We start from the raw sequence: 25,936 nt of genomic DNA on the forward strand, positions 1-25,936 counted from the left end.
CAGGGCGGGGCCGAGGTGGAACAACCCCGCACAGGCGGGGAGCAGAGGTGTTGCGGCAGCTGGCAAGCTGACCACGCTTGGAGCACCCCCGCAGGCGCGGGGAGCAGGATCATCCCCGGGATAGTCCGCGGGTCATCCCCGCGTAGGGCGAGGAGCAGGTCCAACGGCGGTAACAGTAGCGGTCGTTGGGGGGTTCGCGCGAGTCCGCCACTCGATCGGGTGATGTGGCGCCATGTCTCTTGCAGACTTCGACATAGCTATGTCAAAGTTGTGAATGTCAGGCAGTCACCACCGCACCGACGGAGGAGCCCATGCCCACCGAAATCGCCAGCCTCAACACCGGCCGCGCCCTCCCCTGCTACGACCTCCTCGACGAGATCACCGACGCCACCGGCACGAGCCGGAGCGACGCCCACGCCGCCATCCACGCCCTCCTCGCCGACATCGTCGGCATCGACGGCGAGGACGCCGTCATCCTCAGTCAACGCCCCCAGCGCCCCGACCTGGTCCAGAGCAACCCCCACGACCTCGACATCGACCACTGGGTCACCATCACCGACGACGCCGCGCAGACCATCCGCGCGGTCCTCACGGCTGGCACCGACGAGACCGAATGACCAGCACACCGGACGCCCCCGAACTCTGGACCGCCGCCCAGGTCGCCGCCCACCTCGGCATCGCCCCCAGCGGAGTCGCGACAGCCCTACGGCGCCTCGGAATCAGCCCGGCGGAGTACACCCGGCTGAACGGGCGCGGACAGCCCCGCGCGCAGTACCGGGCCGCTGTCGTCCGTGCCGCCGCCGCCCGCCGCCCCGGCCAGGGTGCCCGCACCGACCTGAGCTGACGACGAAGCGCCCCCGCCCTCCCGAAGGAGGACGGGGGCGCGGTGCTTCACGGTCGGATGATCGCCAGCGCAGTGACCAGAGCAGTCAGAATCCCCGAGGCGATGCCGACGACCGCCGCCACCACCTGCACCCGCCGCCGGTCCGACTGCCGGACCTCCTCGGCGGCGGCCCGGGCCCGCTCGGCGTCGACGATGCGCCGCTCGTGGTCCGTAAGGGTGGCGCCGTGCTCGGCAAGGGTTTGCCCCGTGTGGCGGTCGGACTGCTGAAGCAGCCGCAAGGTCCCGTTGATTTCTGCCAGGCCAGTGTTCAACTCGCCCCGGATCTCCGCCAGATTGACCGCCATAGTCGTGAGAGGGTCCGGGGCCGGGCTGGTCACTCGCGGCTCGCCGGGTCACGGCGGGTCGACAGCAGGGACGCGGTCCCGGGGCGGCCGACGAACCGCGCGCACCACGACTTCGCCGCGGCCAGTGCCGGTATCAGGACCGGCACCCACCACCCGGGCAGCCCGTTCATCTGCACGATGGCGTAGGCGAGGCCGGCCTCGCCCGCGGTCGCTCCGGTGCGCTCGGCCAGGTCCAACCACTGGTTCGTGGACATGTTGATCTCCTCGATCAGTCGGTGACGATGAAGTGGCGGCGGGCGCCCAGGCGTTCCAGGCTGGCGCGGCCGGGGATGCCGTCCGCCGCGGTCCCGGTGTAGCCGAGGTGGCGCTGGTAGGCGGCGTACGCGGCGACGGTGCGGGTGCCGAACGATCCGTCGGCCCAGCGCTGTTCGAGGAACCCCTCGTCCGCCAGCGCCTGTTCGACGACCAGGACCTCGGCCCCGTACGTCTGGTGGCCCTGCGCTGCGCCGGGGTCGGTGCGCGCGGCGGCGACGATGTGGGCGAGGGAGACGGTCTGCGGGCCGGGCAGGTGGCCGAGCAGGAGTCGCAGGGTCACGATGCCGGGGACGCCGTCCGCGGCGTCGCCGGTGTACCCGAGGCTCTGCTGGTACGCCTGGTAGTTGAGGGTGTCCGGGTCTCTCCAGCCCTGGTCGGGGCCGACCTGGTAGTGCCGGCCGAAGCCCTGGCGGACGAGGGCTTCGCCGACCTCCTGGACGTGCGGGCCGTACGCGCCGTAGCCGTACTCCAGGCCGCCGATGGTGGCGCGGTAGCGGGCGGGGGTCTGCTCGGCGGGCTGCTCGGGCGCCGGCGGCGGGGTGGTGCCGGTCGCGGCCGCGATGATGCCGGGCATCACGACGTCGTGGAACTGCTGGAGCCGGCGGGGGCCGGGGCAGATGGTGCCGCCGTCCGACCACTCGGGGAACATCCGGTGCACTCCGAACCCGGGCGCGTCCCAGGCCGGGCAGACGCGCAGGGGGATGCCGTGCCGCTGGTGAAGCCAGACCCCGAGGGCGATGAGGGCGGCGATCTGGGCGTCGGTCCACGGGTCGCTCGCGGTCTCGTCGCTCGCCGTCTCGATGCTCACGGCGCCGGTGCCGTCGGCGCGGCGGTTCGCGTGCATGTTGGCGTCGGCGCGGGTCTCGGTGCCGACGAACTGACCGACCGAGCCGTCGTAGCCGACCCCGAAGTGCGACTCCAGGCGGGTGGAGTCCCGCCAGTACTCGTACATCCGCCGCGGCGTCCACGGTGCCGCGACGCTGTGGAAGAGCGCCTGCGTCGGCGTGATCGCCGGCTGATCGTCCGACTCGGGTTGGAGCTCCATCTTCTCGGCGGCCTCGTACCAGGCCATGGGTGCCTCCTGGGCATGGGAGAGCCCCCGGCCGGTCGGCACGGGGGCGAGGGACATCGGGTGTGCGGGGGTCAGTCAGCTGCGGCGGCGGACCTCCATCGACGACCCGGCGAGGACACGGGTCTCGGTGGCATCGGGCGCGTTCTGGGCCCACATCAGGGTGAGGTCGCCGTCCGCGGCGGCGGCGAGGGTTCCCTCGATCCGGACCCAGGTGTTGAACGCGCTGCTGATGCCGAAAGCGAGGAAGGTGTCACCGCCGCCGCCCGGTGCGGCGGCGCGCATCGGGAAGAAGTCGACGACGCCGCTGGTGCCGCTGGTGAGGGCGCCAGGGTGGGCGCCCGTGCCGCCGAAGTGGCACACGCTGCCGGCGGGGAAGTCGAAGGCGACCCGGATGTCGGCGTCCGAGGATCCGGACCCGATGAACAGTTGGGCGAGGAAGGTGTAGGCGCTGCCGCCCAGGACGGGGCTGGTGAGGTGGTCGTCGGCCTGGAGCGTGGTGGATGACGCGATGGGCTCGTCGCTGGGTTTGCTGGTCCAGTCGGGTTGGCCGCTGCGGAGCCGTCCGGCGGTGATGCGCTGGCCGGCCTGCCAGGCCGGGTACGTGGTCATGGTCCCCCTACAGGGCGAGGATGGCGGGATCCCCCAACCGCACCCGGGCCTCGGCCGCGAGCGTCTTGACGACGCCGTTGACGGATCGGGTGACGGTGGCGGTCTGCGGGCTGGTGGTCCCGGACATCGCGGTGACGGTGACCCGCTCGCCGTCGATGTCGAGGTCGTACGGGAGCTCGGCCGGGTCGGTCGTCCACACGGGCCCGGCGGTGGTGGCGATCGACAGGCTGGTCGCGGTCTCGTCGGCGTCGGCGTCGAGATAGCTGCCGGTGGTGTCCGCGCGGCCGACGACCAGGTCGTCCAGCGTCGCGACCGCCCAGGGGCCGGCCGGGGTGCAGGCGAACTGCAACATCCAACCGGGGCCCGGGCCGATGAGCTCGGTGGCCCCCTGGACGATGAGGTCGACCTCGCCGGGCCCGTCGGTGAGCGGCAGGCCGGTGAGGCGGATGAGGTCTCCGATGTCCACGGCCGTGGCTGCGGCGATCAGGTGGGGCGCGGCGGCGAGGTCGACGCGGACCACCGGGTAGCGGGCCGCGTCCCAGGTGCCGAGGTGCAGCCTCCACGCCGCGGCGTCGGCCAGCTGGGAGTCACGGTAGAGGTTGAGCTCGGGGGTGTCCGGGTAGCGGCCGACGCCGGCGGGCGGGGGCAGGACGGACAGGGGCCCGGTGGTCGCCGTCGCGCGGGCCGCGGACCCGCCGCGGCGGGTGACGGTGATGTCGTTGCGGACGGCCTGGTCGTCGTCGGTGGGTTCCAGCGGCGCGGCGACGCCGGGCGCGGTGTAGTCGAGGACGAGGGCCGGGGGCTGGTTGTAGCTGAGGTACGCCGGCCGGTAGTGCAGGGCCACGGTGTCCCTGCTCTCGGTCAGGTAGCCGAGGTCGACGTCGGCTACCTCCTCCAGCAGGTCGAGCAGCGGCGCCGCCTGCTGGGGTCCGAGGGCGACCTGGTCGTCGACCCGGCCGACGACGGTGGCCGGCACGCCCTCCTCCCGGCACAGCCGCGTGATCCGCTGCGTCGGCCGGTCGCCCTCGTAGCCGTGGTCGGCGCCGGCGTACCGGTCCGGGGCGGTGGCGGGCATGACGCTCAGGTGCCCGAGCTGCATGTCGCCCAGGACCGCCTCGAACTGGGTGTCGACGGCCGTCGGTCGGCCGATGTCGCCGGTGTGGGAGCCGCTCAGGAACCCCCCGTCGCTCGCCCCGATCTGGAACCACGTCAGGGTCCACTCGGTGTCGCCGCCGACCTGCCGGACCTCCAGCCGCAGGCGGGCCCACCCACCCGCGGCGGCGCCCGGCACGTCGCCGGTGTTGACGACGATCGTGCCGTCCGCGTCGGTGCCGTAGACCACCATGAATCCGGCGTCGACGCTGATCGTCCACAGGACGACGTGGCCGGTGCTGGCGATCCGCAGGAGGTCCGGGTAGGTACCGGCCGCGGCCAGTGCGGGCAGGTAGTAGACCATCTCGATCCGCCACCCGTCGTCGAGGGCGGCGGACTGGGGGATCGGCCCGATCAGGGTGGCATCGGCGGACACCCGTGGGAGAGGCAGGGATCCGGTGGGCCCGTCGTCGGCGGCGAAGGCGAGGCCGCGCGCGCGTAGCGGCTGGACGCCGGGCAGCGGGGAGTACGCCTGTGTGGAGCCGCGGGCGTCCTCCAGCGGCCAGTACGCCACGGCGTCTGAGGTGGCGAGGGAGCGGCGCAGGGTCGAGGAGAGGGGGTCGGTGCCCTGGCCGAGTCGGCGTTTGATGCCGGCGGCCTCGACCGGTACCCAGGCCAGCTGGCCGGAGAGGTCCCGGCGTGGTGGCCACGACGAGATCTCGCCGGCGAACCTGGTCCACCGCGTGGCGGGGATGGTGGCGTCGCCGTAGAGGGTCCAGGTCCGGCCGGCCGCGTCGACGAACGAGCTGGTGCCGGGGGCCTGGGCGGTGAAGTTGGGCGAGGCCACCAGGGTGCCGCCGATCCCCGCGCGGACCTCTGCGCCGTGGACGCGGCCGACCAGCCCGGCGAGGGTCTGCGTCAGGTTGTCGCCGAGGACGAGGGGGGCGGTGGAGGCGTAGATGCTGGTGGTGCCGGACCCGGTGATCGGGTCGCCGTGCTGGGTCCAGGGGCCGGCCAGCGTCGGCGCGGTCCAGAACGTGACGGTGTGTCCGCCCGCGCCGTCGTCGACGTCGAGGTCGGCGCGGACGGCGACCCGGCCGGACGCCGGGACCGGCACGGCCACGGGCGCGGTGCGCTCGATGACGGCCACCCCGTCGACGGACCACCGCAGCGCCGGGCGGCCCTCGGTGAGGCTCAACTGCCACGATCGCTGGTTGGCCGGAAAGTTGTATTTCGCGGCGAGCTCGATCCACCCGGCGTTGTACACGGTGCAGTCGATCCGCACGTCCAGGTCACCGGTGATGTCGAGGGCGGCCGTGTCGGGGGTGCTGGCCCCGCTCCCCGGGCCGGGCACGTCGAGGTAGGTCGGCGGCGTGCCCAGCTCGGGGCTGGTGACGGAGAGCCGGAGTGGGGTGTTGCGCCCGATGAGCCCGTAGTAGGGGCCCGCAGGGTTGCGCGGCGAGTAGCGGCCGCTGCGGTTGTCGAGGGCGATCACGCACGTGGACGGGTCGATGCGGGCCCCCTCGTCGGACCGGCCGCGGGTGATCTCGATCGGGTCGATCCTGCGGACGTCCGCGGTGACGTCCGTCCACACGCCGCCGAGCTGGAGCTCGGCCTGGATGTCGGGCACCGGGCCTCCTCTCTCATCGGCCGAGGGCGCGCTGGACGCTGCCGCCGGCGGTGGTGCGGACCATGTGCTGAAGGAGCCGCTTGAACATTCCGTCGGCGCCGGTGACGTCGAGGACGACGCGGGCGGGGCCGCTGTCGCCGCCGGAGCGAACGGTGCCGGCGACGGAGGCGAGCATCGCGTCGAGGTGGGACAGCGGCATGACGGCCTCGTCCTCGCGGCCCTCGCCGACCAGGGCGAGCATGCCGCCCGGGGTGGAGGGCACGATGCCGCCGGCCGCGAGCATCGGGATGTCCGGAATCGACCAGCTCTTGCCGCCGACGCCGGGCACCCACGGCGGGATTGAGAAGGAGAACCCGCCGACCGTCGAGTTCCAGAACCGGGCAACCGAGTTGAACCCCGCCTTGAACGGGGAGGCGATCTTGTCTCCGATGCCGGAGAACCAGCCGGTAACCTTGCCCGGCAGGTCGCCCAAGGCGTCGAACCAGCCGGACACCATGCTGATCCCGGACTTGACGGTGCCGGACACCCAGGCGATCGCCGTGGAGAACGCGGCCTTGATCGTGTCCCAGTGTTTGATGATCAGCCCGGGGCCGGTCCAGTTCATGAACAGGTTGAGGAGCAGGTCCCAGCCCGCTTTCAGAAGGTTCCACGTCCAACTCCAGGCGGCCGTCAGCCCGTCCATCGCCCCCTCCCACAGGGTCTGGAACCACGTCGTCTTGGTGGCGATCACCACGATCGCGGCGACCAGCGCCACGATCCCGAGCACGATCCACGTCATGGGGTTGGCCAGCAGCGCGCTGTTCAGGACCCACTGGACCGCGGCCCAGATGGCCAGCGCGGCGACCAGCGCCAAGACCACGGGGGTCACGGCGTTGATCAGGTCCGGGTTGTCCTTGAGGAACCCGGATACCCAGCCGAGGGCCGGCGCGAGGGTCTGCCCCAGGGTGGTGGACAGGGTCCGCATCACCGAGTCCCACTGCTGCGCGGGTGAGGCGGCCATGTTGTCCGTGATCTTTTTGGCCGCGCCAGCCGCGTCCTCCAGGCCCCCGGCCGCGGCCGCGGCCCCGGCGTCGAGGGTGAGCAGGTTGTTGCCCATGTCCTCACCTGGGCCGCCGAAGAGCGCGGCTTGGGCCGCCGTGCGGGTGGTCTGGTCTTCGACTTCCTTGAGGGCCTGGGTGACCTGGTCGAATGCCTGGGTTCCGTGCCCGGTGTTGATGAGCTTCTGGATCTCCAGGACGTCCAGGCCCAACCCCTTGAGGGGTTCCTTGACGGCGTCGGTGTCGGCCAGCCGCAGGCTGAATTCTTTGAGGGCGTCGCCGAGCTTGTCCAGCTCGAACCCGGGCTGCTGTGCGGCCTGGCTCAGGATGCCGAACATGGCGGGCCCGTCGAACCCGAGCTGCTTGAAGAACTCGCCGTACTCCGACGTCAACGCCGGTAGCTCCTCGCGCAGTTGGGGGCCCATCTTCTGCGCGGCGGCGGCGAGGAGGTCGAATCCCTCCTCGCCGTTCTTGACCAGGCCGAGCTTGATCATGTTGCCGACGGCGTGGGTGGATTCACCGACGTCGTACTCGAACGTTTTGGCGAGGCCCAGCGCGGACTTGGTCATCTGGTCGATCTGGGCGTCGGTGGCGTCGCCGAGGACGTCGACGCCGTTGCGGACTGCGACGAGGGCGCCTTGGACCTCCTCCAGCGACCCGCCGAACCCGTCGCTGAAGACCTCGCCGGCCTGTGTGGCCGCCTTCGCCGCGTACTCCGGGGTGAGGCCGAGCTGGTTCTGGAGGTCGGTGGTGGCTGAGGAGATGTCCATGGCGGAGCCGAGCGCCATGGCGAACGCGCCGCCGACGGCGAGGCCGGCGCCGGCGGCCGCGATGCCACCGAGCGCCGACTCGACGCCGCCTGCGGCACGCTGGGCGTCCTGTGTCAGACCGGGGGCGTCCAGGGACACCGCCACCTGTAGCTCCTCCAGGGTGGCCATCAGCCCTCCCCTCGGGTGTGGTCGGTGCCACCCAGGGCGGCGTTCGCGGCCCGGACGACGGTGAGCATCTCTTGCCAGGTCTGCCGGGTCTTACCGGCCCAGCGCGGGATGAAGTCCTTCGGTTCGCGCTTCCGCTTGGACGCCGAGTTGTGGACGACGGCGGCGAGGACGCCATGCAGGACGTCGCCGCGCTCGGCCCCGATCGGGCCGGTGAGACGCTCGTAAGCGATCCAGTCGGTGAGCTCGGCCGAGCTGATCCGGTCGAGGAGCTCGGCCACCGTGCAGCCGAGGGCGAGGGCTAGTCGGTGGTAGAAGAGCCGCTCGGGGCGGCCCCGGAGTTTCCCCGGGCCTCCTCCGCCGCGTTGGCGCCGAGCCGGGACAGACGGCGCGCGACGTCGACCAGCCGGTCGAGGGCCGCCGACGCCTTGGCGTTCAGGTCCTTGATGTCGCTCTCGTCGAACATCAGCTCGCCAGCCTCGTCGACCACGCAGCGCACGAGGAGCCGGGCCCGCTGGTCGGTCAGGCCGGGACGCTGGACCCGGGTCCCGTTCGGGCCGGCAACCATCTGCGCCTGCTCCCAGGACTCCCGCTCGGCGCCGGTCAGACCCCGCACGCGCACGGTGCCGCCCCACTCCGGGACGTCGACGTCCTCGACCTTGATGTCGGATGCCTGCTTGATCTGGGCCTTGCTCAGCAGCGCCATGGCGCTCCTCCTCGATACAGATGGGGTGGTGGATGGGGGTTCAGCCAAGGGTGGGCTTGCCGGAGACCTTCCAGCCCAGCGTGGCCGTCAGCTTGTCGTCGAACGGGGCGGACGACTCCAGGCCGGTGAGGATCGCCTCGAACGTCCAGGTGGTGGTCTCCGGGTCGGGGAACACGAGCTGGTAGTCGCGCGGGTCCTTGTCCTCGAAGTCGGCGGCGAGGATGTCGTGGACGGACGGGTCGTAGTTGACGTCGGCGGACACCTCGCCGCCGTCCTTGAGGCCGCCGATGAAGGTCCGCCAACCGAACGGGCTGCCGTGGGTGGTGGACTCGTAGGTCTCGCGTGACAGCGACGGGCCGCCGACCTGGGTGATCTCGCCGATCTCGGTGAAGTTCTGGGGCGACCCGCCGTCGCCCCGCTTGAGCTTGGTGCCGAATCCGTCGATGGCGGACACGGGTACCTCCTGGTGGTCGGATCAGCCGGTGGGCTGCTCGGTCTTGATGCGGTAGCGGTGGACCAGGTGCCGGATGTCGCCGGGGGGTTCCGGGTCGGTGAGGGTCTGGCCCATCTCGTAGTGCGTGCTGACGTGGTCCAGGCCGTCGATGGCGAGCGGCTGGTGGTCGAGCACGGCCATCACCCGGGCGCCGACCGCCTGGCCCTGGTGGTGGCCGCGGTACTGCGACCAGATGTGCAGGGTCAGGACGGTCTGCCGGCCGAACCCTCCGAGGCGGTTGTCCGGTGTCTCGATGGCCTCGCCGATCACGACGTACGGGTACGCGGTGCCCTCGGGGACGTAGTCGTAGACGCCGCTCGCCAGGGCGAGCAGCTGCTCGTCCGCGGTGAGCGCGGCGTAGACGGCGGCCTGGACCGGGCCCATCGGGGCCGTGGCGCTCACTCTCCGAGGGCCTGGTTCAGCTCGGCGATCAGCCGGTCGCGGATCCGGTTGCGTTCGCCCTCGATCGCCGGGCCGAGCGCGGGACGGGCCGGAATCGACTTGGTGCCGAACTCCTGGAACGCGGCGTAGAAGGAGTCGCGCTCGAACCAACCCACCTCGGCCTTCAGCCCGTCGTTGGTGTAGCGGATGTCGAGGGTGCGCTGGAGCTTCCCGGTGTCCTTGCGGACGTTGAGGAGGGTCTCGCGCTGCACGTCGATCGCGCTCTCGCGGACGACGCGTCGCATCACGGTCTGGATCTCGTCCGGCATCTCCCGCAGCCGCTCCACCAGACGCTCCAGTCCGTGGACCTGGACGGTGAGCCCGCTGCGGGCGCCCCCTCCGGCGGGCGGGCGGCGGCCGCGGGCCATCAGGTCCCCAGCTCGAACACCCCGACGGTCACCGTGGTGACGGCGTCGTAGGTGATGGCCGCGCGTCCGGCGGTACCGGCGAACACCCGGGCGAGGGGAATCATCGAGAGCTTCCCGGCGGGGACGACGACGGTCGCGTCCGCGACGCCCAGGCCGACGACGGTGCCCGGGGTGGCGATCGTCACGGTGTGGGGGGAGGCATCGCCGTTCTTCACGACGAGGAACCGGCCCGGGCCGGTCGGCGCGGTGTCGCCGCCGGCCGCCGCGGCGACGAGGTTGTCGGTCAGGGAGACACCGCCGGCGATCGGCGCGACGGTGACGGGGAGAGCGGCCATCAGGGGTGCCCTTCGGTCTGGGTGAGCTCGGCCTCCGCGCGCCGGTAGTTCGGCAAGGACGGGCCGGTGACGTGGTGGACGAGCAGGTGCTGGCCGTCGCCGCGCAGCTCGTCGAGGCGGGCGACGGCAGCGTCGGGCTCCAGGTAGACGGTGTGGGTGTGACGGGATCCGGACTGGGCGGCGAGGGCGCGGTCTGCGGCCGACGGCTGGTCGACCTTCGCGCGGACCTCGCCGACCCGGGTGCGGACGGTGTGCTGGCCCCCGAGGCCGTCCGGTACGGCAGTCGGACGCCAGACCTCCAGCACGCGGTTCAGGTGGTGCCGGACGCCGATCATGTGCGGGCCAGGTAGGCGCCCAGGGTCCGCCGGTCGGCCGCGGTCAGCACCATGCCGGCGTCCTCGGGTGAGGCGTAGATGACGGAGTGGTCGCCGAGCGTTTCCTGAGAGAGGACGCCGGGCGTCAGCATCGCGGCCTTGGCCAGGCGCAGCGCGATGCCGCGTACGCCGCGGGGGATGGGGGCGTGGCCGGCGGTGTAGGTGATGTCGACGGCGCGGGGGCCGCGGGGCCAGCAGGTGGCGGCGCGGTAGAGGAGGCCGGCGGCGGACCAGGTGTAGCCGGTGGGGCCGTGGGTGAGGGTGGTGCCGTCCTCGGTGAGGGTGACGGCGGTGACGGCGGTGACGGGCCAGCGCGGCAGGATCAGGGTCCGGCCGCCGTCGGCGTCGAGGAGGACGGTGTCGGTGCCGAGTTCCAGGGCCTGGCCGGTCTCCGCCTCGATGGCGCCGGCGGCGAGGTCGAGGAGGAGGTCGGCCTGGGCCTCCTCGTCCGCCGTGAACGGGGTGCCGTTCGGGCGGACGAGGAGGCGGAGCTCCTCGGCGGTGGCGTACGGCACGGCCTAGCTCCCGCCGGTCTCGGCGGTCTTGATTGCGGCGAGGATGTCGGCCCGTTTCGTGGCGCCGCCGAGGTCGAGGTCGTTCTCGGCGGCGTAGGCGAGCAGCTGCTCGACGGTCGCCTTCTCCAGCGGTGAGGACGCGGCCGGCGGGGGCGGCGGCGTCTTCGCGGCCTTCGGCGGGACGTCGTTGAGGAGGGCGTAGCCGCCCTCGACGAGTTCCTGGGCGCGGGCTCGGGCGACGTCGCCGGGGACGTCGTAGGTCTTGCCCTGGTCCAGGACTCCCTCCGGTGAGGCGGAGAGGGTGAGCATGGTGATCGTGGCCACGGGTGCTCCCTACGGCTTCACGCGGGGCTTGCCGCGTACGACGGTGGCGGAGTAGACGGCGCCGGTGGTGGTGCCGGTCACGGTGGTGATGATGCGCAGGTACCGCTTGATCCCGAGGTAGCCGATCTTGTAGATCTGGGAGGCGGTCGGGGCGCTGGAGACGACGGGTTCGGCGCCGGACAGGTAGGCGTCCGGTACGGCGGTGTAGCCGGAGCCGGAGGCGTCCGACTCCTGGATCTCGAAGGTGTGGCTCCCGTCGGTCCAGGTGCCGGCGTTGATCAGGACGGCGGCGGCGTCGTAGTTGGCGAGGTCCACGCCGGTGCCGTTGGCGCTGGCGGTGCGGGCGGCGGGGGCCAGGCTGACCGCGGGGTCGAGGTGGCTGACGAGGTCGGTCCTCATCTGGGGTCTCCCTGCTCAGAGTTGGGGGCGGTCAGGCGGTCTTGAGGCGGATGAATGCCTCGGGCTTGACCGGCATGCCGTCGGTCTCCAGGCGGCCGATGAAGCCGATCTTGTTGGTCTCGGCGTAGAGCTCGACCAGGCGCTGGACCTCCAGGGCGAGGGCGTCGGCGATCCAGTAGTAGGAGAAGTCGCCGAGCATGCCGACGTACTGGCCGGTGGTGAAGGTGTTCGGAACGAACTCGTTGACCAGGTAGGGCAGGTCGAGGATGGTGTCCGGGCGGTCGGCGGAGAGGCCGGCCTGCCAGATGTAGTTGCCGACGCCGGCGCCGCCGCTGTCGTCCCTCAGCTTGCGGATCAGCTTGATCCCGTCGCGGTGGAACAGCCACTGCGCCTTCTTGTGGTAGGCGCTCTTCAGCGCGTACTTGGCGTCGATGAGGCCGTCGCCGGTGAATCCGGTGGCGGCGCCGGTGGAGACGTCGCGTGAGGTGGGGATCCCGTCCGCGCTGGCGGTGAACAGGCCGAGGGGCTTCTTGTTGCCGTCGCCGGTCATGTATCCCTTCTCGGCGGACACGGCGAACTTCTGCGCGAGTCGCTCGCGGACGAGGGCCTCGGGGCTGATGGTCGCGCGGCGCATCAGGGTGCGCGAGATCAGTGCGCGCTTCGCCAGAGGGTTCGGGCGCAGCTCGCGCTTGCCGAACCTGAGGCTGTCGTCCTGGGATCCGGTGGCGACCTCGGACGTCCACTCGGCGTCGCCGAGGTCGGTGTCCAGGGTCGGCACGCCCAGGGATTCGGCCTGGGTGATCTGCTGGACGGTGGCCAGGCGGCGGATGTCGACGGCGTCGTCGATGCTCTGGATGAGCTGGGCGACGAACTGCTGTGGGGCGACGAGGAATCCGCCCTCGGGGTCGGAGCCCATGACCAGGGCGCGTGCCTGTTCGGGGGTCAGGGAGGCGCGGCCGCCGGACAGGTAGCCGCGGAACGCGGCCTCCTGCTGCTCGGCCTGGGGCGCGCGGGTGCCGGTGTGGCCGTCCTCGGCGTCGCGTTCGGCGGCGGTGCGGTCGTCCTCGCGCAGGCGCTCGGCGCGGGTGATGGTGCCGTCGACCTGGTCGCGTTCGTCGAGGAGGCGGTCGAAGGACTGCTCCTCCTCGCCGGTCATGGGGCGGCCGGCGGTGCGGGCGGAGTCCATGATGGCCTGGGCCTGGGCGCCGAGTGCGGTGCGGCGCTGCCGGAGGTCCCGGATGCTGTCGGGCATGCTTCGCTTCTTTCTCGCGGGGGGTGGTGCCGGGTGGGGTGGGTCAGAGCCGCAGGCGGGCGCGGCGCATGGGGTCGTCGGCGGCCTGCTCGGTGGCCGCGCTCTCGTCGGCGGCGGCGTCCATGAGCGCGGTGAGCGCGTCGACGGCGGCCTGGACCAGGGTCTTGTTCTTCGCGGACAGGACCTTGCCGGCGCGCAGGCCGCCGAGGGCACGGGCGAGGGCGCGGCCGTCGGCGTCCTGGACGGCGTCGGGGTCCATCGGCAGCGGGACGACGCTGGTCTCGAACAGCTCCCAGCGGGCCGGTACCCCGTCGGTGCCGATGTCGTGGGCGTCGAACCCGACGCTCACCGCGTTCAGGAACCCGCCCCGGATCTTGCGTTCGACGGTGACGGCGAACGGGTCCTCGGGGTCGAAGACCAGATCCCCGAGGAGGCGGTTGTCGGCCGGCCGGGCGTTCTCCACACGGCCGATCGGCAGGCTGTCGCGGCCCCAGTAGGAGTGCCCGTAGCCGAGCACCGGGTTGGCCCGGTAGCGCTCCAGGTCGAGGCCGGCCATCCGCAGGTCCAGGCCGTCCGCCTTGCGGCCCTCGGTGGCCAGGACGAACGGCACCGGGCCGTCGGCGGGGGCGTCGGCGGCGCGCAGCGCGTAGCCGCGCAGGTAGACGCGCGTCATGGTCGGTCCTCTCAGTCGGGGTCCATCTGGCAGTCGCACCCCGGGTGGAGGGGCGGGTGGTGGAGGTCGCGGTGGACGGGGAGTTTCGGCGCGTCGTCGTCCTCGCCGGCGACGGTGCTGCCGGCGGCCGCGAACGGCTCGCTGATCTCGGTGGTGCGGCCGTCCATGCGTTCGCAGAACGGGCAGTCGCTGGAGCCGCTGGTGCTCCAGACCAGGCGCTCGACGCCGTGCTCGCGCCACACCTCGCGGGCCGCCGCGTTCGGCAACTGGGAGGTCTGCCACTTCGATAGCTGCCCGGGCCTCTCGGCGGCCCATTTGGCGAGGCGGGCGGCGACCTCGGCCGCCGGGTCGGGCGGCGTCCCCTCGACGGCCTTGCGGAGCTGACCGATCGAGGAGGATGCGCGGTAGGCGGCGTGGCCGGCGGTGTAGGCGCGCACCCAGGTGCCGAGGTCGACCGGTCCGTCGCCGTCGACTTCCTTCGCGGCCTCCTCGGCGATGTCCTCGGCCAGGGCGGAGAAGATCGGCAGCCAGGCGGCCATGGTGGCCTCGGTGATCTCGCCCTCGTACAGGGCGCGGATCGCGGCCAGGAAGGCGAGTACCGACCGTGCCCGGCCGGGCGCCGAGCGGTCGCCGTCCTCGTCGGGGGCGGGCAGGTGCTCGGCGGCCAGAGCACTGACGCGTTCAGTCTCCAGCTCGACGAGTGCGGCGTCCGCGGCCTCGATCCTCGGGGCGTACGCCGCGGCGATCCGCTGGCGGGCGGTGGCCGACCGGGCGGTGCGCGCGCGGCGGCCGGCGGCCCGCCCGGGTGCGGCGGCCGGGTCGGCGGGCACCATGTTGAGCGGCACGAGGTAGGAGTCCCCGCCCGGGATCGGGTTCTCGTTCTCCTTCTCCCGGACGTCGTTCGCGGACAGCCATCCCCACTGCCGGCCGACCGCGTACGCCTGGTACCGGGCGACGGTGTCACCGCGGAGCAGGGCGTCGACCAGGTGCTCGGCGAAGTACCTCGCCCGTTCCTCGCGGGTGAGGAGCTGGGTGTAGATCGCCTGTTCCCAGCGCGAAAGCCACGTGCGCAGCGCGGAGGCGACGTAGTCGATCTGCTGCTGTTCGATGTTGCTGAAAGTAGCGCGCTCAAGATCGTTGATCTTGTGCGAGGGGAGCCTCAACCACCTTGCCATCTCGGTGACTTGAAGCTTGCGAGTCTCAAGGAACTGGGCGGAGTCGTTGGGCATGCCGACGCTCGTCCACTGCACGCCCTCCTCCAGGATGGCGACCCGGTGCGCGTTGTCGATGGTCCGGTGGATGGCCTCCCAGTCGGCGGCCATCCGGGCCCGGGCCTCCGGTGACAGGACGCCCGGGTGGGAGAGGGCGCCGCCCGGTGCCGACCCGTTGCTGAAGACCTTGCTGCCGTGGGCCTCGGTGGCCAGGCCCAGGCCGATGGCGTTGGCGGCGTACTCGACGATCGGGTACCCGCGCACCCCGTCGAACCCGAGGCCGGGGACATGCAGTACCTCGTCCTGCATGAGGGTCGCCTCGATCCCGTTGACCGGGTCGCGGTACTGGAACACCCGCTCGAACCGGCCGCCGGTCATGCGCCTGCACTTGATCCGCAGGCGGTCCGGCCGTAGCGGCCAGATCTCCTCGATGGCGCCGGTGCGGGGGTGGGTGACGAGTTGGGCGACGCCGTCGCCCCAGGTGATGGCGTGTCCCTGGAGGGTCTCGCGCAGCTGCTGGGAGGACATCATCGGGTTCGCCTGGTGGCGGAGCACCTCGTAGAGGGAGTGCCCGCGGGCGCGGGCCTTGCCGCGGGGCAGGCGCTCGTAGAGGTGCAGGGGCAGGCTGCCGACGTCCTCGGCGATGACCCGGACGCCCGCGAAGAAACCGGAGTAGTGGAGGGCGGTTTCGGGGGTGACGCGGACGCCGGCGGTACTGGCGCCGCCGGAGAACCAGTCCTCGACCCAGCGTTCCGGGGTGGCGAGCGAGGACGAGCGGGCGGCCCAGGCGCGGGCGGCGGAGCGAATCAGTCCCATGGTCAGCTCTCCCCCTTCCGGTCGGCGGCGCGGTCGGCACGGCCCGCCCGGATGCCGCCGACGAGGCCGGCCGCCAAGAGCAGGACACCGGCGGCGACGCCGAGCCAAGGGTCGATCAGGGCCAGGCCGGCGCCGATCATCACGACACCGAGCAGGGCGAACAGGTCCCACCGGTCCACGTCCATCAGCCCTCCTTTCAGATCAGCCCGACATGCCTCGGGTCTCGTACACGGACGGGGCGGGCATGCCGCGCAGCGCGCCGTCCAGGGCGAAGAGGACGGCGGGGATGCCGTCGATGCGGCGGCCGGTCTTGGACCGGTCCGGCTTGACCGGGCGCATCCGGTCCGGGTCGTCCCGCGGCCGTTTGCACTCGACGACGTCGGCCATCCACCGGGCGACCGGGTTGCCGAAGTGGACGAGCTCGTTCGCCTTCAGGCGGCGTTCCAGCTCGGCCATGGGCGGCGTCATCCGCAGGTAGGTGGTGTCGGACTCCACCATCCGCAGCCGGGTGCGTTTGACGATCTCCTGCCGGACCGGCTCCCCGCTCCACTTGTCGTAGGTGATGTCGACGATGCCGTAGCGGCGGTGGTCGGCCTCGATGTCGTCGTAGATCCGGTCGTAGTCGATGGTGTCGCCCTCGGTGGTGGTGACCCACCCGTCGTCGCACCACTCGCCGAACAGGCCGCCGGTGTGCTCGTCGAGAACGGGCACGACGGACTCGGGGATCCAGAACCGCCAGGAGACCTCACCGCCGGGGAAGACCAGCGCGAAGGCGGTCATGTCCAGCTTGGAGGAGAGGTCGAGGCCCGCCCAACAGCGCTGTCCGGCGAGGAGCTCGGCGATCCAGTCCGGGCCCGGCGCGGGCCCGGCCTCGCCCACGCGAGAGTTCCAGAGGTCCATGTGGATCCACCGCGAGGTCAGGCTCACGCGCTGATTGAGGCGGAACTGCCGAAACCCGTTCTCTACGGAGGGCTTGAGCTTGGCCTCGGCGGCGTCCTGGCGCAGGGCGGCCAGGCTCAGGAAGCTGCCGAGTGCGGGGTTGGCCCAGTACCAGTTGGCCTCGTCCCAGGGGTCGAGGGAGACGGGCAGGTCCGGCCGGCCGGGGAACAGCCGGTGCAGCCGGTCCAGCTCGTCCTGGGTGCGGGGGGTCTTGCGGACGAACACGAAGTGGTGCGGCGCCCGGGTGGGGTCTTCGAGGACGCGGTCGGCCTCGTCGATGAACTCCGAGCCGAAGCTGGCGCCGTCCTTCGTCTCGGTCGTGATGGCCAGCAGCAGAGGCTGCGTGCGCGCGCCGGTCGCCGTCGACATCGCCTCCCACAGCGAGCCGTCCGGCTGCGAGAGAACCTCGTCCAGGCAGAACGCGTGCGGGGAGTGGCCGAGTTCGACGTCGGCGTCGCTCGGGATGACCTCGTAGTGGGAGCCGGTCTGCTCGTCGACCAGGCGGCGGGCGTTCCTGATGTGCTGGAGCCGCCGGGCCAGGACCGGTGACTTGCGAACCATCTTGACGCACGGCTCGAACACCTTCGCCGCCTGGCGGGTGTTGGCGGCGGCGCCGTAGACCTCGGCCGACTCCTCGCCGTCGCCGACGAGGAGGTACAGCAGGATCCCCGACAGGAGCGCGCTCTTGCCGTTCTTCCTCGCCATGACCAGGCTCGCGCGGGTGTAGCGGCGCACGTACCGGCCCCACTGGGCCGACCAGTGCACTTCTCCGAACAACGGCCGAACGATCTCCCACTCCTGCCACGGCGCCAGCACGAACCTCGTGTTGGCGAGGGCGCCGGCGGGGTGGACGAGCAGCTCGGCAAAGAAAGCAACGACGCGGTCGGCGCGCGGCTCGCAGTAGTGGGTGCCGCGCTTGCCGCAGGTCTTGCCGTCGAGGGTGTAGCCGCACACCCCGCCCTTGCGCGAGGCCGGACGCCAGCGCCGGTTGGGGTCGGGGCGCAGCGTGCGGCGGCGCGGTCGGGCAGAGGTCGGGCGCCTGGTCGTTGCGGTGGCGGGGCGGGTGGTGGTTGCGGCCATCACCCCTCCCGTCCCGGGCCGGTCAGGAGAGGAGTCGTTCCGGTCCGAGTCCCTGTCCGGTGCCGCCGAGTGACAGGCCGCTGCGGGCGGACGGGGTGAGGCCGAACTCCTGCGCGTAGGCGCGGACCGTCTGGGCAGTGTCGCGGACGACTTGGAGGGCGGGGTTCTTCACCGCAGCGTCCCGTCGCCCCTTGATCAGGACGCCGCCAGCGGCGACGAGGCGGGACGCGTGGCGGTATTGCACCAGGGCATCACAGAGGATCGCGAAGGTGTCCGCGTCCCAGGCGGTGAGCACGCCCTGCTGTTCGAGGTCCGGGGCCAGGCGGTTCCAGACTTCGCGGGCCTCATCGGTGAGCCACTCGGGCGCGGCGATGTCCTGCTGGGATGGTGCTGGCTCGCCGGTGTTGATGCGGTCCTTGCGGTCCCCGTGGAGGATCCGCAGCGCTGTTGGCTTCTGGGCCGGGCCTCGACTGCCCATCGACGGTGCCCCCGTTCTGCGAGATGAGGTGGAGCCCCAGGGTCGGTATCGAACCGCCTCCTCCCGCCAGGGTGGCGGGCGTGCTTCCTCTACACCACTGGGGCAAGTCCTAGTCCGGCCGGGCGCCGCGGTACATCCGGGCGCCGGCCGCGTCGATAGCTGAGTACGGCAGGGGTTCGACGGCGAGACGGTCCCGCCAGGTCGGGTCGACGAAGGCGAGGTAGCGGAGTTGGAACCCGGGGAGGATGGTGCCGCCGACCTCCCGCACGTATGACTCGAAGGAATAGGCACCGTCGGTCACTTCGAAGAAGGACCGGCCGCCTGCCTCGGGCCGCGGTGCTTCCGGCGCGGTGGCGAGTGAGAGCCGGTGGACCACGCTGCCGTCCGGCATGCGGGCGAGGCTGTCGGAACGCTTGATCCCCGTAAGGATGAAGCCGGCCGCGCGGTAGATCGTTCCGTCGCCGCACTGGGTGGCGTCGGAGTAGGAGAGCACCCACTTCACGCGCGGTGCGTGGCGGCGGATGAGTCGCAGGCTCACCGCGATGGCACGCGATTCGCTGTGCGGCGGGAGGGCCTCGGTGAACGCCATGCGGTTGAGCTCCAGCATGCCGTCCCACGGGGTGCCGCGGACCAGGCCGAGGGCCTTGGACTTGTCCAGGGGCGGCCCGAACTGCATGGCTCCCTCCAGGTTGTTGTGGAGAAAGACGCCGATATGCAGCTGGCTGTTGTTCACCACCTTGCCGGAGTAGTGCACGCGGCGAACGAGGTCGACTGCATCAGCTCGGGGGATCGGGCGCAGGACCAGATCCTTGGCCCTGGCCGTCACAGTGTCGTCCTGATGTATGCCTCGCACACCACGGCGAGAGCCGCTGAGGCCCGGTTGCCGGTGTCGGTGTCGACCGTGGGCCGGGCGGCGGCGAGCGCGCGGTCGATCAGGTCGGCCTGTTCGTCGGTGAGGACGAACGTCCTGCTGCGGAACTTGGCGCCGCCGGTCGGGACCTTGTCGAAGGCCTCGTCCCACTCGCCGCCGGCCGGGAGGGCGACGGATGCGAGGAGTGCGTCAAGTTCTGTCGGAGTCCACCCGGTGCCCGACAGGCCGTCGGGGGTCACATGGAGTTCACCGAGTAGGTCGGTCAGCAGGGTGCTGTCGTAGCCGGCCTTGTCGCCGGCGCGGTTGTCCATGAGGAGGATGCGACGAGCCTTGTCGTTGTCGATGTCGAGCCAGATGACGGGGACGGTAGCCAGGCCCTCCTCCCGGGCCGCGCGGATGCGGTGGCTGCCGGCGATGACGTGGCCGGTAGAGCGCTGGGCGATGACGGCGCCGTACCAGCCGTGTGTGGCGATGCTCCCTCGGATGGTGTCGAGGTCGCCGAGGTGGGGGTTGTCAGGGTGGGGGGTGAGGCGGTCGAGGTCGACCTCGGGGTCGTAGGACTGCTCGGGGCTCGTCACGGTGAGTCTCCAATGACAGAAGTCGGGAAACCTGTCAGCGAGAGAGCCGGTTCCCCCCCGCGTTCGGAGGGGCCCCGGCCCAGCGATCCGAGGCCCCCTCCCCCGGTGACCGACGGTCACAGGGGAAGCGAACGGGACGCTCGGTCAGTAGGCCGGGCCGGGGTGGGCCGCCCAGCCGCCAGGCTGGTGCTCGGCCGTCTGGCTGGAGTGGCATGCCTTGCACAGGCCGCGCCCGTGCTGCGGGTCGTCCGGGTCCAGGCCGCGCTCCACCAGCTCGCGACGGGACAGCGGGTAGTGGTCGGCCTCGTTGGCCGGCGCCGTCTTGCACAGCACGCACCGCGGGTCACGGCGCAGCACGGCGGCGCGGAAGCGGACGCGGTGCTGGGTGCCGTAGCCCTGGGCGGTGGAGGAGGGGCGGTGTATCCGGGGGGTGGCCTGGGTGCAGGGGGGGCACTTGCCCGTGCGGGTGCCTGGTACGGCGTCGCCGGGGCACCCGGGGGTGGTGCAGCGGCGGGGGGGTCTGGTCGGCGACACGAGTCACTTCCCGAAGATGGTGGCGTCGGGGTCGGCGTAGGTGCCGGCCTGGTACCGGGCGGGCGGCTCGGTGGCGTAGGGGATGACCAGGGTGGCCTCGGCCGCCTGGTCCTTCCCCTGAACGATGATGCGGCCCCTCGTGTCGCGTACGTGCACGGTGACGAGGACACCCTCGGTCGCATCGAGGGCGACCCCCTTGACGAGGATCGGGTCCAGGCCGAGGGCCCGCACCGCGGCCAACTTCTGTGCGTGGGTGATCGAGGACGGGAACGTCACGGGTCACCGTCCCTCGGTGCTGCGGGTCCGGGCGCAGCGGCAGGTGGTCGGCTTGGCCGGGGTGGTGTCAAGGGTGGCGAAGGTGGGCACGCCGCCGACCGCGTTGAGGAGGTTGGGCACCACGATGGTGAGTCCGACGGTGTGGACAAGTGCCTTGCCCGTGGCCAGGACCAGCTCGTCGGCGAGGCGGTCCGGAAGGCCGGCGGCGAGCAGCTCGGTGCGGAAGGTCCCAAGGACGGTGGCGGTCGAGGTGGTGACGGACGGCCGGGGCCCGGGGACGATGTGGGCGAGACCGCGGGGGGTGGGGCTGGTTGTCACGGTGTCTCCAGTGCGGTGATGCGGGTTTCGGCGCTGTTCATGCGGGGTTCGAGGCCGAACGTCCCGCCGACCCGGTTGGCGAGGTCGGTCATGATCGAGTTGAACCCTGAGACGGCGGTCTCCAGTGCGACGGTGCGGGCGGCGAGGGCGTCGTGGTTGGCCTGGGTGCCCCAACCGGCCGGGCCCTGTGCGCCGGTGGCTCCCGTTGCTCCGGTCGGCCCGGTGGCTCCGGTCGCACCCTGGGCGCCTTGGGCGCCGGTGGCTCCCGTCGGTCCCTGCGGGCCGGTCGGGCCGGTGTCGCCCTGGACTCCCTGCGGGCCGGCTACGCCCTGCGGTCCGGCCGGACCAGTCTCGCCGGTGGGGCCGCGCTGGCCCTCGGGTCCCTGCGGGCCGGTGGCGCCGGTCGGGCCGGGCGGTCCGGTGATGACGACGTACTCGCCGGCGGCCGGGGCGGTCGGGGCGATGTCGGCGAGGTCGACCAGGGGTGTGGCGGCGGGGAGGCTGATCGGGTAGGCGCGCGGTCGGGCGCCGATCGGGGCCTCGGTGAGGGTGTAGGTCCAGCCGGTCGGGGTGCAGTCGGCGGCGTCGGTGGCGAGGACGGTGATCGACCACTCACCGTCGGCGTCGGGTATGACGCTGTCGGCGCCCAGGATGATCACGCCGTGCTGGGCGCTGGTGATGCGCAGCGGTGCGGGGGTGAGGATGACCCGGCCGCGGGAGCGGGCGCCGGCTGGGCTGGTGAGGCGGCCGTGCAGGGTGACGGTCTGGAGTCCCGGGGGGAGTGGCACTGTTCACCTCCCGGCGCTGGTGTTGCGGACGTGCTGGGCGGCGGCGTCAAGGAAGTCGGCGAGCAGGGACCGGAGGTCAACCTTCTCGCCCGACTGCGCTTCGATGACGCCCAACTCGACCTCGGTGTCGCCGATCCGCAGGTACACGGGTAGGTCGATGGTGGCGCTTACGATCGGGGCGGCCAGGCCCAGGTGCCCGGGTCGGTGCCCTCGACACGGCTGGTCGCCCAGTGTGCGTCGACGCCGTCGAGGTGGATCTGCAGGTTGCACATGGGCAGGGAGCGGGCGGTGGCGCCGGGCCAGACGCGGATGATCGTGGCGGGGTAGACGTCGCCGGCGGCCGCGCGGTTGCCGAGGGTGTCGACGTCGATGCGGTCGCGGACGGCGCGGCCGGCGCGGCGACGGTTGACGGTGTCTGCGTCGCTTTGGGTGAGCGTGTAGTGGACGATCCGGCCTGCGGTGGGCAGCTGCACGCGGTGCCTCCTGGGCATGACGAAGGGCCCCGCGGCGGCTGCCGTGGGGCCCTTCGTGGTGGTCCGTGTTCACCCGGATTCGGACACACGGGTGGTGCGGTGATCGTGACACGCCTCTGACCTGGGGTCAAGCGGACTTCTGTGGGCGGGGTGCGTACGCCTCGACGAGGGCGATGGTGTCCTCGGTGCGGTACCACGGGTAGCGCTGGCTGCCGCCGGCTCTGCGGAGGCGTCCGTGCCGTACCCAGTTGCGCACGACGTCGGGGGGCACGCCGAGTGCGCCGAGCTGGGCGGTGGTGATGAGGCCGGGCGGGGGGACGCGGTCGCGCGGGTGCGTCATGCGTCCCCACCCCCGCCGGCGGCGGGGCGGGTGCGGCGGGTGCGGCAGATCTGGGTGATGCGCGACGGGTCGAGGTCGACGGCCTGGGCGACGAGGTCACGGTCGACGTCACCGGCGCGCAGCCGGCGGATGAGGTGGTTGCGCTCACCCTCGGCGTCGCGCAGCTCGGCGGCGCGGACGGCGGCGCGGGTGGCGGCGCGGGTGGCGTGGGTGAGCGCTGTCACCCCGAGGGGTGAGTTGTCGTCGGGCAGCGGTGCCCAGTCGGCCAGTTCCTTGGTTGCGGTCTCGACGTGGTAGTCGGCGTCGGCTGGGTCGCGGCGGGTGCGCAGGGTCCAGCCCAGGCCGACGATGGCAGGTCCGGGCTGGGAAGTGAGAGGTGTCACCAGGTGGCGGCGGCCGTCGGGGAGCCGGGTCACCGGGCCCGTGGCGTAGGCGCGGTGGCTGGTGGCGGCGCTCACCTGGTGGGGGGTGGGGGCGTCGCTGATCTCCAGGACCAGGGTCTCTGTGCCGTCGGGGGCCGTCGAGGCGTGCCAGATGGTGGCGTGCCCGTGGACGGTCCACGGGCCGGCTGCCCCGGTGAGGGTGGCGGTGTACACCCCGCCGATGATGAGGCTGGTCACGGTGATGGTTCTCCGAGTGGTGACGCTCACCCGGTGAGGGTGAGCGGTGTCATCTGGGGTCAGAGGCCGAGCGCGGCGTAGGCGCGGTCGTGCTGGGCGCGGGTGAGCGCGTCGTCGAGGTGACGGCCGGCGAGGCACGTCGGGCGGCCGCACGCCGGGGCGACGTTGCCGACGGGCTTCCTGCCGTAGTGCTGCTCGAACGCGTACCGGTGGGCGAGGTGAGTACGGCGGGCCCAGCTGAGCAGGAGTCGGCCGTCTGCGGAGACGGGCCCGGTCCACTCCAGGTGGCCGCCGTCCGGGCGGGTGAGCGCGGCGAACTTGGCGTCGATGGTCGGGTACGTGGTGCGCGGGGTGCGGGTGATGCGGCGGTCGGCGGTGTCGCGCTGGTGCTCGGGGGCGACACAGCCGCGCACGCCGCAGCCGGCCTTCGCGTGGCCGGTGGGGGCCTGGCCGTACTGGATGCGGTAGGCGACGCGGTGGGCGCTGTAGGCGGTACCGGAGTGCCGCATGACCGGGCAGCCGCGGGTGGTGGTCTCGCCGGTCCACTCCAGGTGGCCGCCGTCGGTCGGGCGGGTGTGGGTGCGCCACTTCTCGGCGACGGTGAGCGGCTGCGGGGCGCCGCCGGGCAGGGCCTGGATGCCGGCATCGGCGCGCATCCGGCGCACCGTGGCGCGGTCGAGCCCGAGCTCCGTGGCGATCGAGCCGGTTGAGCGGCCGGCGGCGGCGAGGTCGCGGACACGTGGTTCGAGGTGGGCGCGGGATATCGGCACGGGGGGCGTCCTCTCGGGTCAGGCGGCGGTGTTGGTGGCGTGGGCGGCCTCGATCGTGCGGCGCAGTGGGAGCCACTGGAGCGGGCCCCACGCTGCGCCGCACCGGGCGCAGCGCACGACCTTTCCGGCGTGGGGGAGTTCGAGGCGGCCGCCGCACGGGTCGTCTCCGGCGCGGGCGGCGGGGTGGTGGCCGAGCGGGGTGGGGGGAGGTCCGGTGGGGGCGGTGTGGTGGGTGGCGGTGCGGTGGAGGCGGGCGATGTCGTGGGCGAGGTCTCCGGCCCGGGCCCAGTCCAGGCGGATGAAGGGGAGGTGGCGGTGGAGGGCGGTGACGGCGCGGCGCAGCCGGCCGGGCAGGTCGCCCCAGGGGTCGGCCGTGCTCTCGCCCGTGTCCGTGGCGAGCAGTCGGCGCCATGTCTCCAGGGTGGTGATGATGCCGCCGGGGCCGAGGAGGTCGAGGACGGTTTCGACGACGGGGAGCGGTGGGTGGGCGGCGGCGGTGTGCCGGGTGCCGAGGCGGTCGGGCGTCTGCGTGGAGGGGGCCAGACAGCCGTTGAGGTCGGCAACGAGCTGCGGGAGGTCGAGCAGTTGTTCACCAAGGCGGGCGGTGCAGGGGTCGCAGAGCCGTCCGGGGGTGTCGTGGTGGGTGCAGGCGAGGCAGCGGGCCACGGGGTTCTCCTGGTGGGGCTGGCCGCCCGGGTGGGGCGGCTGGCGGGGCGGGTCAGCGGGCGACGACCTGCCAGCCGGACGGCAGGTCGTGGCCGGGCCGGTCGGGGTCGGGCGTGAAACCGGGCTGGTAGCGCAGGAGGTAGCCGCCGGGAGGTCGGACGGCGGCGCCGTGGATGACGGGGCCAGCGTCGATCTCGGTGACGAAGGCGCCGCCGAGCTGGTCGGCGATGGTGGCGAGGGGCATGAGGCCCCAGTCCTCCAGGTGCTGGATGGCGTCGGCGAGGGCCTGCCAGAGGGCGCGTTCGGTGGCGTCGGGGCTGGCTTCGGCGGCCTCGGCGAGCAGCTGTTCGCGGGCGGTGGTCACGGAAAACTTCCCGACGGCCTCGATTTCGCCCGGCTTCATCGCTGCGGACAGGCGGTTTACTGCGGCGTCGAGCATCACGCCGTAGCTCACGATCCGGCCGGTGACCGAGTCGTGGTGGATGGAGTCGACCGTGCCGAGGCTGCCGGCGGGGATGTCGGGCTGCTCGGGTGTCGAGTCGTCGGAGTGGAGGTGGATGAGGGTGCGGACACGGTCGCCGAGGGCGTGCTGGCGGTCAGTCATGGGGTCTCCAGAGGGGTCATGGCGGGTGTGTGCGGTCGTGCGCGCGGCGTCAGCTGGTCGGGGTGCGGTCGGCCTGGTCGTGCTCCCAGAGGGTGAGAAGGACGGAGCGCTCATCGGGGGACAGGTGGCGGGCCGCGCGGCGGACGAGGTGGTCGAGGCGGTGGCGTTCGGTGCTGGTGAGGGTGAGCGGTGCGGCGGTTCCCGGGGTGAGTGCCCGGTGACCGGGCCGGCGCTGCGGCTCGGCGGTGAGTGGGGCCTCGACCGCGCGGCGCAGCAGGGTCGCGGCGTCGGCGTCCCACTCGGCCTGGGTGGGCCGGGGGCGAGGGATGTGTGCGGTGCGGGCCCGGTGGGCGCGGCGGCGCAGGACGGCGATGCCGGCGAGGGATGCCGGTGCGCAGATGGCGAGGACGGCCCACGGCGTGATGGTGATCATCCGAGGACGGACCGGGCGAGGTTGGCCGCAGCCTCGGTGACCGCGCTGTCGGGGGCCTCGGAGCGGAGGAGGGTGGCGAGGGCGTCCAGCAGTCGGGCGAGGGCGGTGCCGGTCGGCGGTGTCATGAAGAGCGGCGCGCCCAGAGCGGCGGCGGTGTCGACGTGCTGTGCTGCGACGTCGAGGAGGTCGAGGAGGTCGGCGGGGACGGGGGCGGGCGCCACGTCGGCGGGGGCCGCAACGGCGGCGGCCGCGGCCCAGGCGCGCTGGATCCGGGCGCCGAGGTCCTGCCACTCGGGCATCGGGCGGCCGTCCCAGGTACGGCTGCCGGTGTGGACGCGGTACGCCTCGTAGGCGGCGCGGGCGATGCTCTGCACGGTGTGTCC

39 protein-coding genes and 1 tRNA gene are annotated in these 25,936 nt (G+C 72.6%); 2 read left to right on the forward strand and 38 right to left on the reverse strand.

What is annotated here, in order from left to right; translation table 11 throughout:
- The first annotated feature begins 311 nt into the window (after positions 1-311).
- Both ABZY91_RS01480 and ABZY91_RS01485 read left to right on the forward strand, forming a co-directional pair.
- Positions 312-617, forward strand: a complete 306-nt coding sequence (locus tag ABZY91_RS01480) for a hypothetical protein (protein WP_355398970.1) — start codon at positions 312-314, stop codon at positions 615-617.
- A complete protein-coding gene (locus ABZY91_RS01485) occupies positions 614-844 on the forward strand; it encodes a hypothetical protein (RefSeq protein WP_355398972.1) in 231 nt (76 codons plus the stop codon). Before ABZY91_RS01480 ends, ABZY91_RS01485 begins: the two co-directional genes overlap by 4 nt.
- Positions 845-891: 47 nt before the next feature.
- On the opposite strand, the gene ABZY91_RS01490 is transcribed toward ABZY91_RS01485, so the two are convergent.
- The 38 genes from ABZY91_RS01490 to ABZY91_RS01675 form a co-directional block, all read right to left on the reverse strand.
- A complete protein-coding gene (locus ABZY91_RS01490; RefSeq protein ID WP_355398974.1) occupies positions 892-1,188 on the reverse strand; it encodes a hypothetical protein in 297 nt (98 codons plus the stop codon).
- 29 nt (positions 1,189-1,217) lie between these two features.
- The gene (locus tag ABZY91_RS01495; protein ID WP_355398976.1) at positions 1,218-1,442 is read right to left on the reverse strand and encodes a hypothetical protein; all 225 of its coding nucleotides are present in this window, start codon (positions 1,440-1,442) and stop codon (positions 1,218-1,220) included.
- A 14-nt stretch (positions 1,443-1,456) separates the two neighbouring features.
- Positions 1,457-2,575: a peptidoglycan-binding protein gene (locus tag ABZY91_RS01500; RefSeq protein WP_355398978.1), complete on the reverse strand. Its 1,119-nt coding sequence runs from the start codon at positions 2,573-2,575 to the stop codon at positions 1,457-1,459.
- 75 nt (positions 2,576-2,650) lie between these two features.
- Positions 2,651-3,184, reverse strand: coding sequence for a hypothetical protein (locus tag ABZY91_RS01505; protein ID WP_355398980.1), 534 nt, complete (start codon positions 3,182-3,184; stop codon positions 2,651-2,653).
- Between the two features lie 7 nt (positions 3,185-3,191).
- Positions 3,192-5,906, reverse strand: a complete 2,715-nt coding sequence (locus ABZY91_RS01510; protein ID WP_355398982.1) for a hypothetical protein — start codon at positions 5,904-5,906, stop codon at positions 3,192-3,194.
- Positions 5,907-5,919: 13 nt separating this feature from the next.
- Positions 5,920-7,881, reverse strand: coding sequence for a hypothetical protein (locus tag ABZY91_RS01515; RefSeq protein WP_355398984.1), 1,962 nt, complete (start codon positions 7,879-7,881; stop codon positions 5,920-5,922).
- The gene (locus ABZY91_RS01520; RefSeq protein WP_355398986.1) at positions 7,881-8,159 is read right to left on the reverse strand and encodes a hypothetical protein; all 279 of its coding nucleotides are present in this window, start codon (positions 8,157-8,159) and stop codon (positions 7,881-7,883) included. The genes ABZY91_RS01515 and ABZY91_RS01520 overlap by 1 nt, the downstream gene beginning before the upstream one ends.
- A gap of 20 nt (positions 8,160-8,179) precedes the next feature.
- A complete protein-coding gene (locus ABZY91_RS01525) occupies positions 8,180-8,584 on the reverse strand; it encodes a hypothetical protein (protein ID WP_355398988.1) in 405 nt (134 codons plus the stop codon).
- A 40-nt stretch (positions 8,585-8,624) separates the two neighbouring features.
- Entirely contained in the window at positions 8,625-9,038 is a 414-nt protein-coding gene (locus ABZY91_RS01530) for a phage tail tube protein (RefSeq protein ID WP_355398990.1), read from the reverse strand.
- A 21-nt stretch (positions 9,039-9,059) separates the two neighbouring features.
- On the reverse strand, positions 9,060-9,479 hold the full coding sequence (locus ABZY91_RS01535) for a DUF3168 domain-containing protein (RefSeq protein WP_355398992.1): 420 nt from the start codon (positions 9,477-9,479) through the stop codon (positions 9,060-9,062).
- The gene (locus ABZY91_RS01540) at positions 9,476-9,886 is read right to left on the reverse strand and encodes an HK97-gp10 family putative phage morphogenesis protein (protein ID WP_355398994.1); all 411 of its coding nucleotides are present in this window, start codon (positions 9,884-9,886) and stop codon (positions 9,476-9,478) included. Before ABZY91_RS01540 ends, ABZY91_RS01535 begins: the two co-directional genes overlap by 4 nt.
- Entirely contained in the window at positions 9,886-10,221 is a 336-nt protein-coding gene (locus tag ABZY91_RS01545) for a hypothetical protein (protein ID WP_355398996.1), read from the reverse strand. The genes ABZY91_RS01540 and ABZY91_RS01545 overlap by 1 nt, the downstream gene beginning before the upstream one ends.
- The gene (locus ABZY91_RS01550; protein ID WP_355398998.1) at positions 10,221-10,556 is read right to left on the reverse strand and encodes a head-tail adaptor protein; all 336 of its coding nucleotides are present in this window, start codon (positions 10,554-10,556) and stop codon (positions 10,221-10,223) included. The genes ABZY91_RS01545 and ABZY91_RS01550 overlap by 1 nt, the downstream gene beginning before the upstream one ends.
- Positions 10,553-11,110: a hypothetical protein gene (locus tag ABZY91_RS01555; protein ID WP_355399000.1), complete on the reverse strand. Its 558-nt coding sequence runs from the start codon at positions 11,108-11,110 to the stop codon at positions 10,553-10,555. The genes ABZY91_RS01550 and ABZY91_RS01555 overlap by 4 nt, the downstream gene beginning before the upstream one ends.
- Before the next feature lie 3 nt (positions 11,111-11,113).
- Entirely contained in the window at positions 11,114-11,434 is a 321-nt protein-coding gene (locus tag ABZY91_RS01560; protein WP_355399002.1) for a hypothetical protein, read from the reverse strand.
- A 9-nt stretch (positions 11,435-11,443) separates the two neighbouring features.
- Positions 11,444-11,833 (reverse strand): hypothetical protein, encoded by a 390-nt coding sequence (locus ABZY91_RS01565; protein WP_355399004.1) that lies wholly within the window; start codon positions 11,831-11,833, stop codon positions 11,444-11,446.
- A 31-nt stretch (positions 11,834-11,864) separates the two neighbouring features.
- Entirely contained in the window at positions 11,865-13,085 is a 1,221-nt protein-coding gene (locus ABZY91_RS01570; RefSeq protein WP_355399006.1) for a phage major capsid protein, read from the reverse strand.
- A gap of 43 nt (positions 13,086-13,128) precedes the next feature.
- A complete protein-coding gene (locus tag ABZY91_RS01575; RefSeq protein ID WP_355399008.1) occupies positions 13,129-13,758 on the reverse strand; it encodes a hypothetical protein in 630 nt (209 codons plus the stop codon).
- Between the two features lie 11 nt (positions 13,759-13,769).
- A complete protein-coding gene (locus tag ABZY91_RS01580) occupies positions 13,770-15,785 on the reverse strand; it encodes a phage portal protein (RefSeq protein WP_355399010.1) in 2,016 nt (671 codons plus the stop codon).
- Positions 15,786-15,787: 2 nt separating this feature from the next.
- Positions 15,788-15,970: a hypothetical protein gene (locus tag ABZY91_RS01585; RefSeq protein WP_355399012.1), complete on the reverse strand. Its 183-nt coding sequence runs from the start codon at positions 15,968-15,970 to the stop codon at positions 15,788-15,790.
- Positions 15,971-15,986: 16 nt separating this feature from the next.
- A complete protein-coding gene (locus ABZY91_RS01590; protein ID WP_355399014.1) occupies positions 15,987-17,804 on the reverse strand; it encodes a terminase TerL endonuclease subunit in 1,818 nt (605 codons plus the stop codon).
- A gap of 22 nt (positions 17,805-17,826) precedes the next feature.
- Entirely contained in the window at positions 17,827-18,282 is a 456-nt protein-coding gene (locus ABZY91_RS01595) for a phage terminase small subunit P27 family (RefSeq protein WP_355399016.1), read from the reverse strand.
- A gap of 29 nt (positions 18,283-18,311) precedes the next feature.
- Positions 18,312-18,386: transfer RNA gene (locus tag ABZY91_RS01600), tRNA-Gly, on the reverse strand.
- A 5-nt stretch (positions 18,387-18,391) separates the two neighbouring features.
- A complete protein-coding gene (locus tag ABZY91_RS01605) occupies positions 18,392-19,108 on the reverse strand; it encodes a hypothetical protein (protein WP_355399018.1) in 717 nt (238 codons plus the stop codon).
- The gene (locus ABZY91_RS01610) at positions 19,105-19,731 is read right to left on the reverse strand and encodes a ParB/RepB/Spo0J family partition protein (protein ID WP_355399020.1); all 627 of its coding nucleotides are present in this window, start codon (positions 19,729-19,731) and stop codon (positions 19,105-19,107) included. The genes ABZY91_RS01605 and ABZY91_RS01610 overlap by 4 nt, the downstream gene beginning before the upstream one ends.
- 144 nt (positions 19,732-19,875) lie before the next feature.
- Positions 19,876-20,265: a holin gene (locus tag ABZY91_RS01615; protein WP_355399022.1), complete on the reverse strand. Its 390-nt coding sequence runs from the start codon at positions 20,263-20,265 to the stop codon at positions 19,876-19,878.
- A 3-nt stretch (positions 20,266-20,268) separates the two neighbouring features.
- Positions 20,269-20,541 carry a hypothetical protein gene (locus ABZY91_RS01620; protein WP_355399024.1) on the reverse strand — a complete coding sequence of 91 codons (273 nt, stop codon included), beginning with the start codon at positions 20,539-20,541 and terminating at the stop codon, positions 20,269-20,271.
- Positions 20,542-20,544: 3 nt separating this feature from the next.
- On the reverse strand, positions 20,545-20,859 hold the full coding sequence (locus ABZY91_RS01625) for a hypothetical protein (RefSeq protein ID WP_355399026.1): 315 nt from the start codon (positions 20,857-20,859) through the stop codon (positions 20,545-20,547).
- Entirely contained in the window at positions 20,856-21,647 is a 792-nt protein-coding gene (locus ABZY91_RS01630) for a hypothetical protein (RefSeq protein WP_355399028.1), read from the reverse strand. Before ABZY91_RS01630 ends, ABZY91_RS01625 begins: the two co-directional genes overlap by 4 nt.
- A 3-nt stretch (positions 21,648-21,650) precedes the next feature.
- A complete protein-coding gene (locus ABZY91_RS01635; protein ID WP_355399030.1) occupies positions 21,651-21,794 on the reverse strand; it encodes a hypothetical protein in 144 nt (47 codons plus the stop codon).
- Positions 21,795-21,814: 20 nt separating this feature from the next.
- The gene (locus ABZY91_RS01640; RefSeq protein WP_355399032.1) at positions 21,815-22,120 is read right to left on the reverse strand and encodes a hypothetical protein; all 306 of its coding nucleotides are present in this window, start codon (positions 22,118-22,120) and stop codon (positions 21,815-21,817) included.
- A 127-nt stretch (positions 22,121-22,247) separates the two neighbouring features.
- Complete coding sequence (locus ABZY91_RS01645) at positions 22,248-22,460, reverse strand: type IV toxin-antitoxin system AbiEi family antitoxin domain-containing protein (RefSeq protein WP_355399034.1); 213 nt, start codon at positions 22,458-22,460, stop codon at positions 22,248-22,250.
- Complete coding sequence (locus ABZY91_RS01650) at positions 22,457-23,110, reverse strand: hypothetical protein (RefSeq protein ID WP_355399036.1); 654 nt, start codon at positions 23,108-23,110, stop codon at positions 22,457-22,459. Before ABZY91_RS01650 ends, ABZY91_RS01645 begins: the two co-directional genes overlap by 4 nt.
- A gap of 29 nt (positions 23,111-23,139) precedes the next feature.
- The gene (locus tag ABZY91_RS01655) at positions 23,140-23,850 is read right to left on the reverse strand and encodes a hypothetical protein (RefSeq protein WP_355399038.1); all 711 of its coding nucleotides are present in this window, start codon (positions 23,848-23,850) and stop codon (positions 23,140-23,142) included.
- Between the two features lie 18 nt (positions 23,851-23,868).
- Entirely contained in the window at positions 23,869-24,516 is a 648-nt protein-coding gene (locus tag ABZY91_RS01660; protein WP_355399040.1) for a hypothetical protein, read from the reverse strand.
- Between the two features lie 52 nt (positions 24,517-24,568).
- Positions 24,569-25,120, reverse strand: a complete 552-nt coding sequence (locus ABZY91_RS01665; RefSeq protein ID WP_355399042.1) for a hypothetical protein — start codon at positions 25,118-25,120, stop codon at positions 24,569-24,571.
- Positions 25,121-25,169: 49 nt separating this feature from the next.
- On the reverse strand, positions 25,170-25,553 hold the full coding sequence (locus ABZY91_RS01670) for a hypothetical protein (RefSeq protein WP_355399044.1): 384 nt from the start codon (positions 25,551-25,553) through the stop codon (positions 25,170-25,172).
- Entirely contained in the window at positions 25,550-25,927 is a 378-nt protein-coding gene (locus ABZY91_RS01675) for a hypothetical protein (protein ID WP_355399046.1), read from the reverse strand. The genes ABZY91_RS01670 and ABZY91_RS01675 overlap by 4 nt, the downstream gene beginning before the upstream one ends.
- Positions 25,928-25,936 lie beyond the last annotated feature (9 nt).

It is taken from the genome of Kitasatospora sp. NPDC002965 (genome assembly GCF_040611255.1).
Taxonomy (GTDB): domain Bacteria; phylum Actinomycetota; class Actinomycetes; order Streptomycetales; family Streptomycetaceae; genus Kitasatospora.